The 16,698-nt window shown below is 61.3% G+C and carries 15 protein-coding genes; 14 read left to right on the top strand and 1 reads right to left on the bottom strand.

Annotated features, from left to right (window positions below; genetic code table 11):
• Positions 1 to 76 precede the first annotated feature (76 nt).
• From IMCC21224_RS20195 to IMCC21224_RS20140, 12 genes are all read left to right on the top strand, one after another.
• On the top strand, positions 77 to 1,114 hold the full coding sequence (locus IMCC21224_RS20195; protein ID WP_047997391.1) for a TauD/TfdA family dioxygenase: 1,038 nt from the start codon (positions 77 to 79) through the stop codon (positions 1,112 to 1,114).
• Positions 1,111 to 1,854, top strand: a complete 744-nt coding sequence (locus IMCC21224_RS26700; protein WP_053079102.1) for a DUF2848 family protein — start codon at positions 1,111 to 1,113, stop codon at positions 1,852 to 1,854. The genes IMCC21224_RS20195 and IMCC21224_RS26700 overlap by 4 nt, the downstream gene beginning before the upstream one ends.
• A gap of 50 nt (positions 1,855 to 1,904) precedes the next feature.
• Positions 1,905 to 3,479: an ABC transporter substrate-binding protein gene (locus IMCC21224_RS20185; RefSeq protein ID WP_047997390.1), complete on the top strand. Its 1,575-nt coding sequence runs from the start codon at positions 1,905 to 1,907 to the stop codon at positions 3,477 to 3,479.
• Positions 3,480 to 3,549: 70 nt separating this feature from the next.
• Positions 3,550 to 4,563 carry an ABC transporter permease gene (locus IMCC21224_RS20180; RefSeq protein WP_156178380.1) on the top strand — a complete coding sequence of 338 codons (1,014 nt, stop codon included), beginning with the start codon at positions 3,550 to 3,552 and terminating at the stop codon, positions 4,561 to 4,563.
• Complete coding sequence (locus IMCC21224_RS20175) at positions 4,563 to 5,459, top strand: ABC transporter permease (protein ID WP_047997388.1); 897 nt, start codon at positions 4,563 to 4,565, stop codon at positions 5,457 to 5,459. Before IMCC21224_RS20180 ends, IMCC21224_RS20175 begins: the two co-directional genes overlap by 1 nt.
• Positions 5,456 to 6,460 carry an ABC transporter ATP-binding protein gene (locus tag IMCC21224_RS20170; RefSeq protein ID WP_047997387.1) on the top strand — a complete coding sequence of 335 codons (1,005 nt, stop codon included), beginning with the start codon at positions 5,456 to 5,458 and terminating at the stop codon, positions 6,458 to 6,460. Before IMCC21224_RS20175 ends, IMCC21224_RS20170 begins: the two co-directional genes overlap by 4 nt.
• Positions 6,457 to 7,443 (top strand): ABC transporter ATP-binding protein, encoded by a 987-nt coding sequence (locus IMCC21224_RS20165; protein WP_047997386.1) that lies wholly within the window; start codon positions 6,457 to 6,459, stop codon positions 7,441 to 7,443. The genes IMCC21224_RS20170 and IMCC21224_RS20165 overlap by 4 nt, the downstream gene beginning before the upstream one ends.
• Positions 7,440 to 9,422, top strand: coding sequence for an FAD-dependent oxidoreductase (locus tag IMCC21224_RS20160; protein WP_047997385.1), 1,983 nt, complete (start codon positions 7,440 to 7,442; stop codon positions 9,420 to 9,422). Before IMCC21224_RS20165 ends, IMCC21224_RS20160 begins: the two co-directional genes overlap by 4 nt.
• Positions 9,423 to 9,449: 27 nt before the next feature.
• Positions 9,450 to 9,866 carry a carboxymuconolactone decarboxylase family protein gene (locus tag IMCC21224_RS20155; RefSeq protein ID WP_047997384.1) on the top strand — a complete coding sequence of 139 codons (417 nt, stop codon included), beginning with the start codon at positions 9,450 to 9,452 and terminating at the stop codon, positions 9,864 to 9,866.
• Positions 9,863 to 11,440, top strand: coding sequence for a GMC family oxidoreductase (locus IMCC21224_RS20150; protein WP_047997383.1), 1,578 nt, complete (start codon positions 9,863 to 9,865; stop codon positions 11,438 to 11,440). Before IMCC21224_RS20155 ends, IMCC21224_RS20150 begins: the two co-directional genes overlap by 4 nt.
• On the top strand, positions 11,437 to 11,862 hold the full coding sequence (locus tag IMCC21224_RS20145) for a hypothetical protein (RefSeq protein ID WP_047997382.1): 426 nt from the start codon (positions 11,437 to 11,439) through the stop codon (positions 11,860 to 11,862). The genes IMCC21224_RS20150 and IMCC21224_RS20145 overlap by 4 nt, the downstream gene beginning before the upstream one ends.
• The gene (locus IMCC21224_RS20140) at positions 11,859 to 12,770 is read left to right on the top strand and encodes a DMT family transporter (RefSeq protein WP_156178379.1); all 912 of its coding nucleotides are present in this window, start codon (positions 11,859 to 11,861) and stop codon (positions 12,768 to 12,770) included. The genes IMCC21224_RS20145 and IMCC21224_RS20140 overlap by 4 nt, the downstream gene beginning before the upstream one ends.
• A gap of 16 nt (positions 12,771 to 12,786) precedes the next feature.
• On the opposite strand, the gene IMCC21224_RS20135 is transcribed toward IMCC21224_RS20140, so the two are convergent.
• Positions 12,787 to 13,554, bottom strand: a complete 768-nt coding sequence (locus IMCC21224_RS20135) for a GntR family transcriptional regulator (protein WP_047997380.1) — start codon at positions 13,552 to 13,554, stop codon at positions 12,787 to 12,789.
• A 183-nt stretch (positions 13,555 to 13,737) separates the two neighbouring features.
• Between IMCC21224_RS20135 and IMCC21224_RS20130 the strand changes: the two genes are divergently transcribed.
• On the top strand, positions 13,738 to 15,879 hold the full coding sequence (locus tag IMCC21224_RS20130) for an acetate--CoA ligase family protein (protein WP_047997379.1): 2,142 nt from the start codon (positions 13,738 to 13,740) through the stop codon (positions 15,877 to 15,879).
• On the top strand, positions 15,876 to 16,697 hold the full coding sequence (locus IMCC21224_RS20125) for an ABC transporter ATP-binding protein (protein WP_197089260.1): 822 nt from the start codon (positions 15,876 to 15,878) through the stop codon (positions 16,695 to 16,697). The genes IMCC21224_RS20130 and IMCC21224_RS20125 overlap by 4 nt, the downstream gene beginning before the upstream one ends.
• Position 16,698: the final 1 nt, after the last annotated feature.

The raw sequence follows: 16,698 nt of genomic DNA, 5'->3' as shown, positions 1-16,698 counted from the left end.
AAAAACCTAATTATTGTATTTCTTTTATACATTAAATCGGTATTGTTTTCGTAGAAGACACGAAAGGAGACTCGCCTTGCAGTCATCAGACGTCTCAAACGCAACCGGCGCCGCCCCGGCCGTGCCCGATACTGACCCCGATGCGCGGGGCTGGCGGCGCGACGATCTGGCCGGGGAACAATCCGCCCTCTTCTACACACTTTCTGACGCTGCCAGAGCCGAGATTGCAAATGCCCTCGACTTTGCTCGGGCCAATGGGCTGACGGTCGACACCGTAGAGCAGCAGGATTTCCGCATCCCATCCTTTGCCCGCGATGTCCCGGATCTGCGGCAAAGACTGGATACCGGCCGCGGCTTTTTCGTGCTGCGTGGCATTGGTGCAGACGGATGGAGCGAAGCCGACGCTGAAATCATTTCGTGGGCGATCTGCAATTATCTGGGTCTGCCGATTCGCCAGGGTATCGGACAGGACAGACGGTTCTTTACCGTTGCTGACAAGGGCGTCGCAAATACTGACCCGACGCGCGTCGGTGCCAGTTCAAAACGATCCGCAAAACATTCCGACAATGGCTGCCTTGAGGCCCGCCCGCCCTGCTATCTGGCGCTGTATTGTTACCGCTCTGCCGCAGAGGGGGGCGACAGCACCATCATCCCGGCCCGCGGCGTCTATGACACAATTCAGGCAGAGCGGCCAGATTTGCTGCCGCTTTACTTTGACAGCTATCATTTTCGCGCGCCGCAGGCCCATGTCTGGCCGTCACGCGGGCCAACCGTGCAAAAACCGATCCTTGAGGTGGTGAACGGCGAACTGCACATTCACTACGCGCGGATCATGATTGAGCCGGGGATGGAGATGGCAGGCACGCCGCTGACGGATCGCCAGCGCGAGGCGTTGGATTTCCTTGATGAGGTGCTTGACCGGCCCGAGCTGAACTTTCGCTATACGCTCGCACCCGGTGAATGTCTGGTGATGAACAATCTGATTGCCCTGCACGGGCGCGAGGCATTCGGCGAAGGATCGGGGGGGCGCACGCTCAAACGGTTCTGGATGTGGCGGCGTCATATTGGTCCGGGGCTCGACCCGGTGAAACTCGATCTGGAGGAGATGGCATGAGCCACAAACTGAATGTGACAATCGAGGGCGCGGATGGCGCGTCCCGCGATGCCGAATTTGTCACCACACGGATGTACAATCTGGGGTCGGCCACGCGCGATCCAGAAACGGCCGTCGCCCATCAGCAGGAGGTGGCGAAATCCGGCATCTATATCGCATTCGACGTGCCCGCGCCGCGGATCTACCCCATCGCGTTGCATGCACTGACAACTGATGAGGAACTGTTTGTGCAGACCCACAGGACCTCGGGCGAGGTTGAGATTGTGCTGCACATGGCGGATCAGCTGTATGTCGGCGTTGGATCGGACCACACCGACCGGGCGATGGAAACGGTCTCGATTCCGGGGTCGAAACAGGCCTGTGCCAATCACGTGGCGCCGGTGTTCTGGCCCTACGAAGAAATGCGCGACAGCTGGGACAGTTGTGTCATGCGCAGCTGGGTGGACGGGCGTTTGTATCAGGATGTTGGCGTTGCGGCCTTTATCCGGCCCGAAGACATCATCACCATGTTGCGTGAACGGGTGAGTAACGTGCCAGAACGCGATTTTACCGTGTTCTGCGGTACAATCGTCAGCGTCGATAAGGCGCTGGGATACGGTGCGGACTGGAAATACGAGATGGAAGAACCCGCAACCGGGCGCCGGATCGGATCATCCTATCAGGTGGTGGATATCCTGACCGAAGTGAACCCCGGATTCCGGGTGCCGTTCTTCAATCCACAAAAAGGAAACGCAGCCTGAATCCAGGCGCGTGCAAAAACAACAAAAGCGACCAACAGGGGAGTTAATCCATGAAGCTGACGGGAAAGACACTTGTTCTATCCACCGCGCTGGCGCTGGCCATAAGTGTAGTGTCGGGCGCGGCCCAGGCCGAGACGATGATCCTAGCCTCGCCACAGGCGCCGGAAGGATTCGATGGCGACGCGCTCAAGGCGCATACGCAGAACGTGGTCACACAGGTATACGAAAACCTAGTGACCTACGGCAAGATGGAGGTCGACGGGGTCACCATGCTGAACCCCGACGATCTGCAACCGCATCTGGCCGAAAGCTGGACGGTATCCGAAGATGGCAAGACCTGGGTGTTCAAGCTGCGCGAAGGCGTGCTGAGCCCCTATGGAAATGAGTTGTCGGCCGAGGATGTTGCATGGGGCTGGGCCAAGAGCTTTGATCAGAAGCGGACCGGCAATTTCATTGCGCGGGTGTCGAATGTCGAGAGCGTCAAGGCGCTGTCGCAATACGAGGTGGAATTCACCCTTTCGGCGCCATCGGCAATCTTTCTGAATGCGCTGACGCTGTACGTGCCGGCAATTTACGACACCACCGAAGTCAAAAAACACGTCACCGAAGACGACCCCTGGGCGCTGGAATGGATGCAGTCCAACACTGCAGGATATGGGGCCTATCACCTTGACCAGTTGCGCGCTGACGATCAGGCAGTGTTTGTGTCCAACCCCAACTACTTTGGCGGTGAGTCCTATTATGACCGGGTGATCTACAAAGAAATCCCGTCCGAGGCGAGCCGCGTAACCCTGCTCAAGGCCGGGCAGGTCCAATGGATCGACCGCCCGTCGATCCAAAAGGTCGTGGATATGCAGGCCGATAAAAACGTCAAGGTCGAACGCGCCACGAGCCGGTCGGTCGCCGCAGCGCGTATGAACCCGACCTGCGAGGTGTTCTCGGACAAGCGGGTGCGCCAGGCGTTCAACTATGCCGTGGATAAGGACGCGCTGAACACAGCGGTCTTTGCCGGGCAGGCCGATATCGCCAAGTCAATCGTGTCGCCGATCATCGCGGGCAGCAAGCAAGAGTATTTTGCCTACGATTACGACCCTGAAAAAGCCAAGGCGCTGCTGGCAGAAGCGGGATATCCCGACGGTATTTCCGAACCGGTCGAGCTGCTGTATTCCGACGCTTTCTGGCATCAGGAGCCTGTCGCGATTCAGGTGACTGACATGCTCAAGAAAGTCGGCATCAATGCGGTTCCGACGCGCATCACTTCGTCCGAGATGCGGGCGCGGGCTGCGCCTGCGGTACAGGATATGTGCTTTTTCACTTGGGAAGACGGGCCCATCGTGTTGGATGCGGTCTATTCGATGTATCTGATGACTCACTCTGAGGGCGTGTCGAACCGGGCAAAATACCTCAATCCCGAGCTTGATGTTCTCATCGACGCGGCGCGCGAGGAACTGGATACCGACAAGCGGATGGCGCTGATGGATGAGGCCCAAAAGCTGTGGGCGGAAGATGCGCCATGGATTCTCGTCACTTATCCGGCGACCTTCGAGGCGATGGCGCCGAATGTGTCGGGCTGGGTCTACTACCCGGACGAGCATGAGCGCTGGCGCGAGCTGCGCGGCGACTGATTCACCCGTCCCCGTCCTGGTGCGGCGGTGCCGCCGCACCAGAATCTCTCAACCGAAAGGCTGAACTACCGTGAGTTTTCACAGGTTTCTGTTGCGTCGCGCGCTAATGGTCTTGCCGCTTTTGGTCGGAGTGGTGTTCATCACCTTCATGCTGGTTCGGATCGGCGGGCTGGATCCGGTCGGACGGCTGGCCGGTCCCACGGCGACGCAGTCCGAATTCGATTCCATCCGTGAAAACCTGGGGTTGGATCAGCCGTTGTGGCAACAGTTCGCGATCTATCTGGGTAATGTAGTGCAGGGGGATCTGGGCGAAAGCTGGCTGTCAAACCGCCCTGTCCTTACCGACGTCAAAGAGCGGGCAGTCATTTCGCTCGAGCTGCTGTTCTGGGGCGTCGGAATCGGAGCGCTGGTGGGTGTGCCTGTCGGTCTGCGTGCGGCGTTTCGGCCCAACGGAAAATTTGATCAGGTGACGCGGGTGCTGTCGCTTCTGGGCTTTTCTATTCCGACCTACTGGCTGGCATTGGTGATGATCTTTGTGTTTTTCTATCTTCTGGGCTGGGCACCGCCTGCCATCGGACGGATGAGTCTGCTTGTCACGCCCCCCGATACCATTACCGGATCCTATCTGATTGACGGTCTGCTAACGGCAAACTGGGAGGCCGCGTGGTCTGCCGCAGCAAGCCTGGTGCTGCCGGTGATCTGTCTCGCCATTGTGTCGGCTGCGCCCATCATCAAACAAACCCGCGCCATCGCGATTGACGTTCTGGCATCAGACACCGTGCGCTATGCCCATGCTTGTGGATTGCCGGAACGGATGGTGCGCCGATTGGTGCTGCGCAACAGTGCGGTGCCGGTGCTGACTTTTGTCGGAACTGAAGTCACGGGCCTTGTCGGAACCATGTCGCTGATCGAATACGTCTTTGCCTGGGGGGGGCTGGGGCAATATGGGCTGAACGCGATCATCAGTGGCGACTTTACCGCCGTGCAGGGCTATGTCCTTGTACTCGCGCTATTTTCGGTTCTGGTTTTTATCGTCATTGACATCGTTGTACACCTGATCGAACCCAGATCGGAGCTGAGCTGATGACTCATCTGAGCGCAAATGCCCCGACGCCCGCCCGCAGCCGGGCCGCAAAAATCTGGAACCGGACCGTCGGTATCGTCCGGCTTAGTCCAACGGCGGCGATTGGCCTGCTGATCATCCTGTTCTTTGCGTTTCTGGCGCTGTTGGCCCCCTGGATCATGCCATATGATCCGGTGGCGGCCTATACCGACCGGGTGTTGCAAGCTCCGTCAGAGCTGCATTGGTTCGGCACTGACGGCAATGGTATGGATGTGTTCAGCCGCGTTATCTACGGTGCCCGGTTCGGATTTGGCATCGCCATACCGGCCGTGCTGCTGTCGCTGGTGATCGGTCTGCCGGTCGGGCTGATTGCGGGGTATCGCGGCGGCATGCTCGATGAAGTGCTAATGCGCTTTTTCGACGGGCTTCGGGTCTTTCCGTCGATCATTCTGGCGCTGGCCGTAGTGGCGGCGACGGGGCCGTCGCTGTTGAACGTAATCCTGGTGCTGGGGCTGCTCGACAGTCCGGTCTTTGCCCGGATGGTGCGCGCCGAAGTGTTGGCGCTGCGGTCCTCCAACTTTGTCGAAAGCGCCGTGGCTGCGGGCAATCCGACGTGGCGCATCCTGTTCGTTCATTTGCTGCCCAATGCCATTCAGGGCGCCATGGCCCAGACTGCGGTGCGCGCCGCCTGGGCGGTACGGATTTCGGCAACGCTGGCCTTTCTTGGGGTGGGCATTCAGGCGCCGACACCGGAATGGGGCGCGATGATCCGGCAGGGCGCGGAATTCATGATCTCGGGCCAGTGGTGGGTGGCGCTGTACCCCGGTCTGGCGCTGATCCTGCTGGTGTTTGGGCTCAATCTTTTTGGTGACGGGCTGCGGGATCTAACGGACCCAAGACGGAGGACAGCGGCATGACGCTTTTGGTGGTTGAGGATCTGCACACGCATTTCATCTCACGCGATATCGACAACCGCGAGCGCGTGGCCAAGGCGCTGAACGGCGTCTCTTTTTCGCTCGAGGCCGGGCGCATTCTGGGCATCGTAGGAGAGACCGGGGCCGGCAAATCACTGACCGCGCAATCGGTGGTAGGTCTGTTGCGCCCGCCGGCAAAAATCGTCAGCGGATCGGTTCGGTTCGATGGGCGCGAACTGACCACGATGCCATCCGCCGAACTGAACCGCATTCGCGGGGCCGGGATTGCCATGGTGGTGCAGAATCCGCGCACCTCACTGGATCCGCTGACCCGTGTGGGGGACCAGTTGGTGCGGTTGCACCAGATCCACAGCCGCGGGTCGCGCGAGGCGTCGCGCAAACGCGCGCTTGAGATGATGGAGGCCGTCGGCATCCCCGATCCGACCAGCCGCGCCCGGTCGTGGCCACACGAGCTGTCCGGCGGGATGGCGCAGCGTGTGCTGCTGGCGATGGCGCTGATGAACGCACCCAAGCTGCTGATCGCGGACGAGCCGACGACCGGGCTGGACGTGACGGTTCAGGCGCAGATCCTGGATCTGCTGCGCGATCTGGTGACACGGTTCGACATGGCGACGATGATCATTACCCACGATCTGGGTGTAGTAGCGCATTTCTGTGACGAAATCGCCGTGATGTTCGGCGGCAGCATCGTCGAAAGCGGCCCCGTCGCGGACGTCTTTGCCACGCCGGTGCACCCTTACACCCGCAACCTGATTGGCGCGACCCCCGAGCGGTTTCAGATGGGCGGGGCCAAGGCTCTGGGTGGGCAACCCCCCGATCTTTACAACCTTCCGCCGGGCTGTGCGCTGCAATCGCGCTGCGCCTATGCAACCGAGATATGCCGTATGTCGGTGCCCAATATCGAAGTGACACCGGGCCATTTCGGGCTGTGCCATTTTGCCGGAACCCTCAAATCCGAACCAGCCGAACAGGTGCGCGTATGACCCAGCCAGTGCTGAACATTCGCGGTCTGTGCAAACGCTTTCCGGTTGGAAAAGGGCGGTTTGTCAACGCCGTCAACAATGTCAATCTGACCATCGCTCCGGGCGAAACGCTGGGGATGGTCGGTGAATCCGGGTCGGGTAAATCGACGCTGGGGCGGGTGATCTTGCGCCTGTCAGAGCCAACTGAAGGCAGTATCGAATTCAACGGTCAGGACATCACCAAACTGCCCAAAGGCCAGGTGCGGCCGTTGCGCCGCGACATGCAGATGGTGTTTCAGGACCCGTGGAGCGCACTGAATCCGCGCATGCGTATCCGCGATCTGATTGCTGAACCGATCAAGCTGCACATGCCGATGTCACGGTCCGAACGTGAGGACCGGACCGAAACGCTGGCGCGGCGGGTGAATCTGAGCACGGCGTTGCTGAACCGGACGCCTGCGAACCTGTCCGGCGGACAGTTGCAGCGGGTCTGTATCGCCCGCGCCATCGCAACCAATCCCAAGCTGATCGTGCTGGACGAACCGACAAGCTCGCTCGATTTGTCAGTGCGGGCCGGGATCCTCGAACTGTTGGCCGAACTGCGCACGGAAACCCAGGCGGCGATGCTGTTCATAAGCCACGATCTGGGGACGGTTCGGATGATCAGCCACCGGATCGCCGTGCTGTATCTGGGTGAGGTGGTCGAACAAGGTGCCGCCGAGGCATTGTTCGAGACGCCATCACACCCCTATACGCAGGCGCTGCTGTCGGCGCATCTGCCTGCCGACCCCGCGATCAAAGTCACGCGCCACGTGCTAGAGGGTGAAGTGCCGTCGCCGATTGCGCTGCCATCGGGATGCAAATTCCACACCCGCTGCCCCGTTGCCATCGACCGGTGCCGCAGCGAGGCCCCCCCCGTCCTTCAGGTGCCCACCGGACAAGAGGCGCGCTGTCTGCGCATTCCTGACGGCGGCAATAAACTTCAGCAGAAAGAGATCGCATGACCGCCTATCCGCTTCTTGGCAGCCCGATGCAGCTGGGCCCGAAAACCGCCCGAAACCGGATCTGGATGACAGCGCATGCAACGCTGTTGGTCAAGGATCACCTATTTACCGAGGCGCATATCGCCTATTATGTCGCGCGCGCCAAGGGCGGTGCCGCCGTCATCACTATGGAGGCAATGGCGAGCCACCCGACGACACAGCCCTACAAGGGCAAGGCGTTCGCCTTTGATCCCCGCATGGTGCCGGAATACGCCAAGCTGGCCGAAGCGGTGCATGAACACGGCACATTGCTGTTGTCGCAGCCGTGGCATCGCGGGCGCCAGACCAATGGCGTGACCAACGGTTTGCCGGTCTGGGCACCCTCGGCCATCCCCTGTGGCGTATACCGCGAAATGCCGCACGTGATGACCGGCAAGGATATCGCCGAGATCATTGAAGGCTACCGCCTGTCGGCACGGCACTCGCGCATGGGCGGGCTGGACGGGGTCGAAGTCCACGGCATGTCGCATGGTTATCTGCTCAACCAGTTTCTGTCGCCTGCGACCAACCTGCGCGATGACGCTTATGGCGGCTCGCTTGAAGATCGTATGCGGATCGTAATGGAGATCCTTCAGGCCTGCCGCGAAGAGCTGGGCCCGGACATGATCATGGGCATGCGGCTGAATTCCGATGACGGCCACGAAGGCGGTTTGCGACCCAATGACTGGGCCGATCTGGCCGCCGAGTTCGAAGCGAGCGGGTTGATCGACTATATCTCGCTGTCACACGGGACCTATATCAACCGGATGCTGATCTATCCGACGGCGCCGGAAAAACATGGCTTTCAACTGGATGCCACCGCGACGGTCAAGGCGCGGCTGAAGATCCCTGTGGTTGGCGTCGGGCGCATCGTCGACCCGAACGAAGCCGAGGGGTATCTGGCCGACGGCAAGCTGGATTTTGTCGGCATGGCGCGTGGGCTGGTGTCAGATGCGCGCTGGGGCGAAAAGGCGCTGTCGGGCAATGCGGACAAGATTCGACCCTGCGTCGGCGCAAATTGGTGCATGTCGACAATTTTTGCTCAGGCGCCGATCGGCTGCATTCACAACCCGTCAGCGGGTCGCGAGCTTGAGCTGGACGAAGAGTCGCTGGACGCCGCCGCGACGCCACGCAAGGTGGCGGTGGTTGGTGGCGGGCCCGGCGGGATGCGGGCCGCTTGGACGCTGGCGCGGCGCGGACATGCGGTGACGCTGTTCGAATCCCGCGCGCGCCTTGGCGGGCAGGTGCGCTGGTGGGCCAAGGCCGACAGCCGCACCGAACTGGTGGGCATCGTCGACTGGCTCGAGGCGCGATTGGGTGATGAGACTGTCGATATCCGGCTGAACACCACCGCAACCGAAACGGATCTGGCCGGGTTCGAGTCGGTGATCATTGCCACCGGATCGACCGGGTTGCGGCATGGCTGGACCATGCTGCGCCCCGAAAAATGGGCCGGCGCTCCGCTGCCCGGCGCGGATCTGCCGCATGTCATGGCCTACACTCAATTGCTGGAAAGCGACCCTGAGATTGGCAAACGTGTGGTGGTGTTTGACACCATGGGCGGACGCCAGGGCGCTGTCACGGCTGAATATCTGGCGCAGCGCGGCGCGCGGGTGTTCTTTGTAACACAACTGGGTCAACCGTCTCCCGACCTCGGTGCGTCGCGCGATTGGGGCAAGGTGCATGGCATGTTGCGCCGCGCCGGTGTGACCTTCCACGTTGATCGTGAACTGACACAAATCACCGCCGACAGCGTCACGATGCGCGACCTCTTTACCGGCGAAACCGAGACGCTGGACAATATCGACATCGTTGTGATGGTGCAGGGTGGTTCCGCCAATGACGCATTGTTCCACGCGCTAGGCGACAGCGTTGACGCCCATCTGATCGGTGACGCCATGTCGGCCCGCCGGGTCAATGACGCCATCAAGGAAGGCGAACTTGCCGCCCGCAAAATCTGACAATTCTCTGAAGCAAAAGGACCTGAGATGACCCCCGAAGGAAAAGACGAGCTCGACAAAATTCGCAGCGTGCGCGGTTATACGCTGCCGGTGCATGACTATCTGGCCGAGCTGGATCCGCAAATGCTGCGCCGGTATGGCGATCTTGCCTCTTACACACTGTTTGGCCCCGAAGACGGGCGGCCCATGGACCTCAAGACGCGGTTCCTGGTGCTGGTGGGTGTGACCACTGCCGTCAAGGGCGACGGTGAGGGCGTTGAATGGGCCGCGATCCGCGCGATGCAGAACGGTGCAACCTGGAAAGAGGTCTACGAGGCTGCATTTATGGCGGCGCTGCCGGCCGGGATTCCGGCGTTCGAGGCATCATGCCACACCTTCAACAAGATGAAATCGGGCAATGGTCGGGTCGATCTTGAGGTGCCGGACGAGTCTGTGAACACATGACCGACATCGCCGACATCGCGATTGTCGGCGCAGGGGCTGCCGGGCTGGCGTTTGCCTGGGCAGTGGCAGCCCCAGACCTGCGGGTTGTGGTGCTTGAGGCTGGCAGCTTTGTCGACCAGCGGAATGCTCCGTCGCTGTCGCCCGATTGGGAATTGGCGTTGCAGCGCAACTACAACGCAAATCCCAACGTGCGGCGGGGACCTGCGGATTACCCGGTGGATGATGGCGAAAGCGCGATCAAGCCGGCGATCTTTAATGCCGTTGGCGGCAGCACCATTCGCTGGGGCGCGCATTTCCCGCGATTTCGTCCATCGGATTTCCGCCGGAACAGTCTCGATCACGTCGCGGCGGACTGGCCAGTGACCTACGACGAACTTGAGGCTTTCTATGATCTGAACGATCAGATGATGGGCGTGTCCGGCCTTGCCGGTGATCCAGGCAATCCACCACGTGCCAAGCGACCATCGCCACCCCTGCCACTGTGTGCGGCGACGGAACGGCTGGCGGCAGCCTTTGACCGGCTGGGATGGCATTGGTGGCCGTCTGATGCAGCGATCCTCAGCAGCGCGCGACCGGGTCGGGCCGCGTGCAACAATTGTGGACCCTGCGGGGTTGGCTGCCCGCGTCACGCGCGGGCCAGCGCCGATGTCGCCTATCTGGAGGCCGCTCAGGCCCGAGGGGTCGAAATACGCCATGGCGCGGTGGTGACCGGGCTGAAATTTGCGCGCAACGGGCGCGACATAACGGGCCTGCGCTATGTCGATGCAGAGGGCACCAAAACGCTGTCCTGCGGTGAGGTGGTGTTGGCAGGCAATGCGCTTGGCAATGCACGACTGCTGGGCGGCGTGCTGGATCACCCGCTGTTCGGGCGCGGGCTGATGCTGCATCCGACGGCGATTGTGACCGGGATCTTTGACGACAATGTCCAGAGCTGGAGGGGGCCGTTTGCCTCGGCGATGGTATGTCAGGAATTTTATGAAAGCGACCCGGGCCGCGGTTTTACCGGCGGTTTTCAGCTTCAGGCGCTGCGTGGGCAGGGGCCGTTGACGACAGCGCTGGGTGGGTATGGCCTGCGACTGCCCTGGGGGCGGGGTCATGCTCAGACCTTTGATGCGCGTTTCGGGCGCAGTCTTTCGCTGACCGTGACTTGCGATGACTTGCCCGAAGAACATAACCGTATCGCGTTGCACGACACCCGGCGGGATCGGTTCGGTTTGCCGGTGCCCCAGATGATTTACCGCGTCGGCGACAACAGCCGCAAGATGCTGGACTTTGGCATCCAGCGCGCCTCTGAAGCGCTGCGTGGCGCAGGGGCGCGTGACATCGCGGTCAATCCTCTGACCCGCAACGCTGGCTTCCATCTGATGGGCACGGCGCGCATGGGGGTGGATGATGCGCAGGGCGTTACCGACGAATGGGGCCGTGTTTATGGCCTGGGAAACCTGTCGATCGTCGATGCATCGACCTTTGTGACCGCTGCTGCGGTCAATCCGACACCGACATTGCAGGCGCTGGCCCTGCGCGCGGCAACTGCAATGCGCGATCTGCGCGCCCCGAAAAAGGCCATCGCATGACCGACCCGCTGACCGCCCTGCTAGACACATTGTTGCCCGGCGATGGCACAGATTGGCCCGCTGCCGGGGCGCAGGGACTCGCGGCGCGAATGACCGAACTTGCCGCCGATCTGCCGGGTGGGGCCGAGGCGCTTGATACCGTTCTTGGCGCCTTGCCGGACGGGTTTTCCGGTCTGGACGCCGCCCCGCGCGAAGACATCCTGCGCGAGATCGAGACCAACATGCCCGAGCGTTTTGACGCCGTGGTCACCGCCGCATACAACGCCTACTATACCAACCCCGCCATACGCGACGTGATCGAACGTCTCAGCGGCTACGAGAACCGCCCACCGCAACCTCTGGGCTATACTCTCGAACCATTTGACGAAAGCCTGCTGGACGCTGTCAAGGCGCGGGGGCCGATCTGGCGGCAGGTCGATTGAGCATCTCTGGAACGTCGGGAATTATCGCAGCACGCCCGATGCTCGGTGTGCTGGCGATGCTGCTCAATACGCTGACGATCCCCTTTATGGGGGTCGTGATCAAACAGCTGGCGGCGCTGGAAGTCGGTACGCTGGAAATGCTGGCCATGCGGTCGTGGATCACGCTGGGTCTGCTGCTGCCGCTGCTGTTTTTCTACGATAACATTCGCGCCGTCAAAGCCGCGGACATCAAGGCGCATGTGATCCATGCCAGCTTTGCGATCTTTACGATGGCGTGTTTCTACTACGCTCTGCGGACGCTGCCTTTGGTCACGGTGACGGCGATCAATTTCACCACGCCGATCTTTGCACTGATTTTTGCCCGCCTCCTCTTTGGCGAAAAGGTTAAGCCGCTGGGCTGGGTGGCACTATTGGTCGGTTTTGGCGGCACTTTGATCGTGTTGCGACCCGATTCCAGCGGGATTGGACTCGATTCAGCGGTGGTGTTGCTGGGGTCTGTGACAGCGGCGGGGATGAACCTTGCCGTGCGGCGAATGCCCGCGCGCAGCACGAATTACGCGGTACTGTTTTATTTCAGCCTGGGGGGAGCGTTGGTTTACGGCGCGGCTGCCGCGCCGATGATGACTGTGCCGCAGCCAGGGGAATGGGTCTGGTTGGTGATGCTCGCCATGATCGCGCTGGCCGTGCACACCTGTACAACGGTGGCGTATCGTGTGTCATCCTCGATGCTGATCGGCGCGCTGGATTATGCGCGAATCATCTGGGCGGTGCTGATCGGATACATCTTTCTGGCCGAGTTGCCGGATGTTCTGGACGGTCTTGGCTGCCTGCTGATCGTGCTGAGCGGCGGAATTGTCCTGAAACTGGGGATTGCGAAACGCCCGGCGCGACCCGAACTGACGCAGTAAGACCCCGCCGCTGCGGCTACAAAATCTTCTGCGAGGGACGCCATGTGGTGCCATCCGGCCCATCGCCAAGCGTCAGGTTCAGCTCAAACTCGTACATATCTGGTCGATAGAGGGCGCGGATTCGTTCAATTGCACGACCTTCTCTGTCACGCACAACGCGTTTGATTGACAGCAGCGGTGCGCCGACGTCGACGCCCAACACCTCGGCCACCACATAATCGGCGGCGCTGGCCGACACCCGCTGTTCAGCACCAGCGATTTTCACGCCCGCCATTTCGAACAGCCGCAACAGCGATGTCTTGGCCAGATCCTCGGCGCCGAAGGTGCGCCCGATATCCTCGCGTACATAGGTGACGGCATAGGAAAACGGCTTGTCATTCAAACTGCGCAGCCGCACGGCATGTTGCGCAATGGTACCGGCGGCAAATCCCATATCCTTGGCGACATCCGGCGGGGCGGGCAGATAGTCAAATTCCAGCACCTTGACCTGCGTTGACAGGCCCATCGCCAGCAGGTTTTCAACCAGGCCGCTGATATCCGCCTGCACTGCACCCGGATTGGTGGGCGGACGCGCATAGGTGCCGCGGCCGCGCTGGCGCAGAATCAGGCCCTCGCGCTCAAGCAGCTCAAGCGTTTTGCGCAACGTCACCCGCGACACAGAGTAGGCGCGGGCCAGGTCAAGTTCGCTGGGCATCGGCGCATTCGGGTCGAATTTGTGGTCAAGGATCTGCTCGCGCAAAACCAGGTAGATCCGATGATAGAGCGGCGTCGGGTCAGCGAGCATGGGCCGTCCTTGGTGAAGTGCAGGTCACAGCGTGTGTATAGCAAAAGGTCGAATATTCGACCTTTTCACAAAAAACAATTTGCAAAGGTATTAAAGTGTAGTCAGGTTTACAACAAGACCTGAAAGATCGTTTAATGCGGCGACAGGTAGGCTGCGATCTGGATCGCAGGGAGGAAACAGAATTTGACTATACCACGGATAGGCCAATCCGATCTTGCCCGTGCGCTGTTCGCGCCGCGCGCAGTCGCGCTTGTCGGGGCCTCGTCGAATCCGGCCAAGAATGCGGCCCGGCCGCTGCGGTATTTGCATCGGCACGGGTTTCAAGGCCGGATCTTTCCCGTCAATCCATCCGTAAGCGAGATTGACGGCACGCGCTGTTACGCCAGCCTCGACGACCTGCCCGAGGTGGTGGATCACGCCTTTGTCATGGTCGGTGCCGACCGGGTTGCCGACGCGATTCGCGACTGCGCGCGGGTCGGAGTCACTTGCGCCACAATCCTGAGCGATGGGTTTTCCGAGGCGGGCGCCAAAGGTCAGGCACGAGAGCAGGCACTGCATGAGGCCGCAGGCGATATGAGGCTGTTGGGGCCGAATTCCATCGGGATCATCGACACCGGCGGCTTTGCCTGTAGCGCCAATGCCACCCTTGAGATGGAGGCCCTGCCACGTGGTGGCTATGGCGTCATCTCTCAAAGTGGCAGCATGATCGGCGCGCTGCTGTCGCAGGGTGCAGCCCGCGGCATCGGATTTTCCAGCCTCGTTTCGGTCGGAAACGAGACTGATCTGACCGTGGGCGAAGTCGGTGCGTTGATGTTGGATGATCCGCGCTGCACCGCCATTTTGCTATTTCTCGAAGCGATCCGCGACCGCCATGCCCTGGCCGATCTGGCGCGCCGGGCCGATGCGGCGGGCAAACCGGTGCTGGCGTACAAATTGGGGCGATCCAAGGCGGGTCAGGCGCTCGCCGCGACCCATACCGGGGCGCTGGCGGGTGACGATGCCACGGCTGACGCCCTGCTGTCTCATCTGGGGATTGCACGGGTGCGCATCCTCGAGACGCTGTTCGAAGCGCCGCCGCTGTTTATCGGCTCAGGTCCCGCGACCGGGCGGCGTGTTGCTGTCGTGACTACAACCGGCGGTGGCGGTGCGATGGTGGTGGATGCGCTGGCCGCCAACGGGCTTGAGATGGCGCCTGCGTTGCCCGCTGTGCAACAAATCCTGTCCGGCCATGGTGTGACGGGTGGCGGCGCTGGCTTGATCGACCTGACATTGGCGGGCACGCGACCCGATCTGGTTCGCGCCGTGATCGAGACGCTGATGGCCAGCGATGCGGTCGATGCGGTTGCCATGGTGATTGGTTCGTCCTCGCAGTTTCATCCCGACCTGGCGGTGGCACCGCTGCGCGGCTTTGCGGCGGCGCCAAAACCTTTGGGGGTTTATCTGGTGCCCGCCGCCGAACAGTCGCGGCGGATGCTGACACAAGAGGGGATCGGAGTATTTCGCACCGCGGAATCCTGCGCCGAAGGGCTGCGCGCACGTCTGTCCCGGCGGTCGCCGATCGCCGAAATCTCTCTGGACACGGCATTGGACGGGGCGGTGCAGCGCGCGCTCGACTCCGCTGGCGGCATGGCGCTGGATGAAGTGGACTCGCGCGGGATCTGCGATCTGCTGGGCATTCATGGGCCCAAAGGCGGCGCTGCCACCACCGCAAAAGAGGCGCGCGACATACACGCGTCTCTTGCCGGGCCGGTTGCACTCAAGATCCTGTCGCCGGACATCCTGCATAAATCCGACCATGGCGGACTGGTTTTGGCGCTCAACGACGGGGGCGCGGTCGCCGCCGCCTTTGACAGCCTGATGCAGAGTCAGGCCCGCGCGCATCCCGATGCCGTCCTGCGCGGCGTATTGGTGCAGGCGATGGCAACCGGCGGCGTGAGCGAGGCCCTGATTGGTTACCGCAACGACCCTCTTATGGGGCCGATGGTGGTGCTGGGCGCGGGCGGTGTCATGGCCGAAATCCTGAACGACACCACGATGCGCGTCGCACCGGTTGACCTGGCAACCGCGCATGAGATGCTGGGCGATGTCCAGTTTCTAAAAGCGGCACGTGGTTTTCGTGGCAAGCTGCCCGGTGATCTTGAGGCACTGGCGCAGGCGATTGTGGCGCTGTCGCGGCTGGCGCATTGCTCTGGCGTGGCCGAGGCCGAAATCAATCCGCTGCTGATCTGTAAGGAGGGTCAGGGCGTTCTGGCACTGGATGCGCTGGTTGTACCACAAACGAAATCCCGGGTGCAGGATGCCCCCCTGACAAAGAGGGCGATATGACCCAGCACAAGAGTCCCAAGGTGATGCAGCCAATCACCACGACAGACCCGCTGATCACCTTTCGCAACGTCTCCAAGCAGTTCAACGTCAAAGGCGAAGCTTTGCAGGCGGTGCAGGCGATCAATCTGGACGTTCATGCGGGTGAAATCCTGACGCTGGTGGGGCCCTCGGGCTGTGGCAAATCCACACTTCTCAATATGGCCGCCGGGCTCTTTTCGCCCTCCGCGGGCGAGGTGATCTATCGCGGCCAGCAAGTGCAGCCTTACAATCCCGCTGTCGGCTATATGACGCAAAGCGATCACCTGCTTCCGTGGCGCGACGTCACGGGGAACATCGCGATCCCCCTTGAAATCAAAGGCATGGCGGCATCCGAAATTGCAGACCGGATCGAAGTTCTGATGGACACGGTGGGCCTGACCGGATTTGGAAAATCTTATCCCAATCAACTGTCTGGCGGCATGCGCAAACGCTGCGCGCTGGCGCGGCTGCTGGCCTACGATCCTGAAACGCTGCTGATGGACGAACCCTTTGCAGCGCTGGACGCGATGCTGCGGATGCGGATGCAGATCGAAATCCGCGACCTCTGCCGCAGGTTAAACAAGACGGTGATGTTCGTCACACACGATTTGGACGAAGCAGTGGCCATCGGTGACCGCTGCGCGGTCTTTACCGGTCGGCCCGGATCAATCGACAGGATCGTCGATGTGCCGCTGTCCCCCGAACGCAACATTCTGCAACTGCGCAAGGACCCCCAATACCGCACGTTAACGGCGGACCTCTGGGATGTCCTTGCCCCGTCCATCGAAGAGGTGCGCTGAC

It is taken from the genome of Puniceibacterium sp. IMCC21224 (assembly GCF_001038505.1).
In the GTDB taxonomy this organism is placed as follows: domain Bacteria; phylum Pseudomonadota; class Alphaproteobacteria; order Rhodobacterales; family Rhodobacteraceae; genus Puniceibacterium.
Note: the sequence above shows the minus strand (reverse complement) of the source record. Positions and strands in the feature narration are given on the sequence as shown.

Coding starts and splice junctions, on each gene's coding strand:
- IMCC21224_RS26700 (WP_053079102.1), top strand. CDS start 1,111: ATGAGCCACAAACTGAATGTGACAATCGAGGGCGCGGATGGCGCGTCC.
- IMCC21224_RS20185 (WP_047997390.1), top strand. CDS start 1,905: ATGAAGCTGACGGGAAAGACACTTGTTCTATCCACCGCGCTGGCGCTG.
- IMCC21224_RS20175 (WP_047997388.1), top strand. CDS start 4,563: ATGACTCATCTGAGCGCAAATGCCCCGACGCCCGCCCGCAGCCGGGCC.
- IMCC21224_RS20170 (WP_047997387.1), top strand. CDS start 5,456: ATGACGCTTTTGGTGGTTGAGGATCTGCACACGCATTTCATCTCACGC.
- IMCC21224_RS20165 (WP_047997386.1), top strand. CDS start 6,457: ATGACCCAGCCAGTGCTGAACATTCGCGGTCTGTGCAAACGCTTTCCG.
- IMCC21224_RS20160 (WP_047997385.1), top strand. CDS start 7,440: ATGACCGCCTATCCGCTTCTTGGCAGCCCGATGCAGCTGGGCCCGAAA.
- IMCC21224_RS20155 (WP_047997384.1), top strand. CDS start 9,450: ATGACCCCCGAAGGAAAAGACGAGCTCGACAAAATTCGCAGCGTGCGC.
- IMCC21224_RS20150 (WP_047997383.1), top strand. CDS start 9,863: ATGACCGACATCGCCGACATCGCGATTGTCGGCGCAGGGGCTGCCGGG.
- IMCC21224_RS20145 (WP_047997382.1), top strand. CDS start 11,437: ATGACCGACCCGCTGACCGCCCTGCTAGACACATTGTTGCCCGGCGAT.
- IMCC21224_RS20135 (WP_047997380.1), bottom strand. CDS start 13,554: ATGCTCGCTGACCCGACGCCGCTCTATCATCGGATCTACCTGGTTTTG.
- IMCC21224_RS20125 (WP_197089260.1), top strand. CDS start 15,876: ATGACCCAGCACAAGAGTCCCAAGGTGATGCAGCCAATCACCACGACA.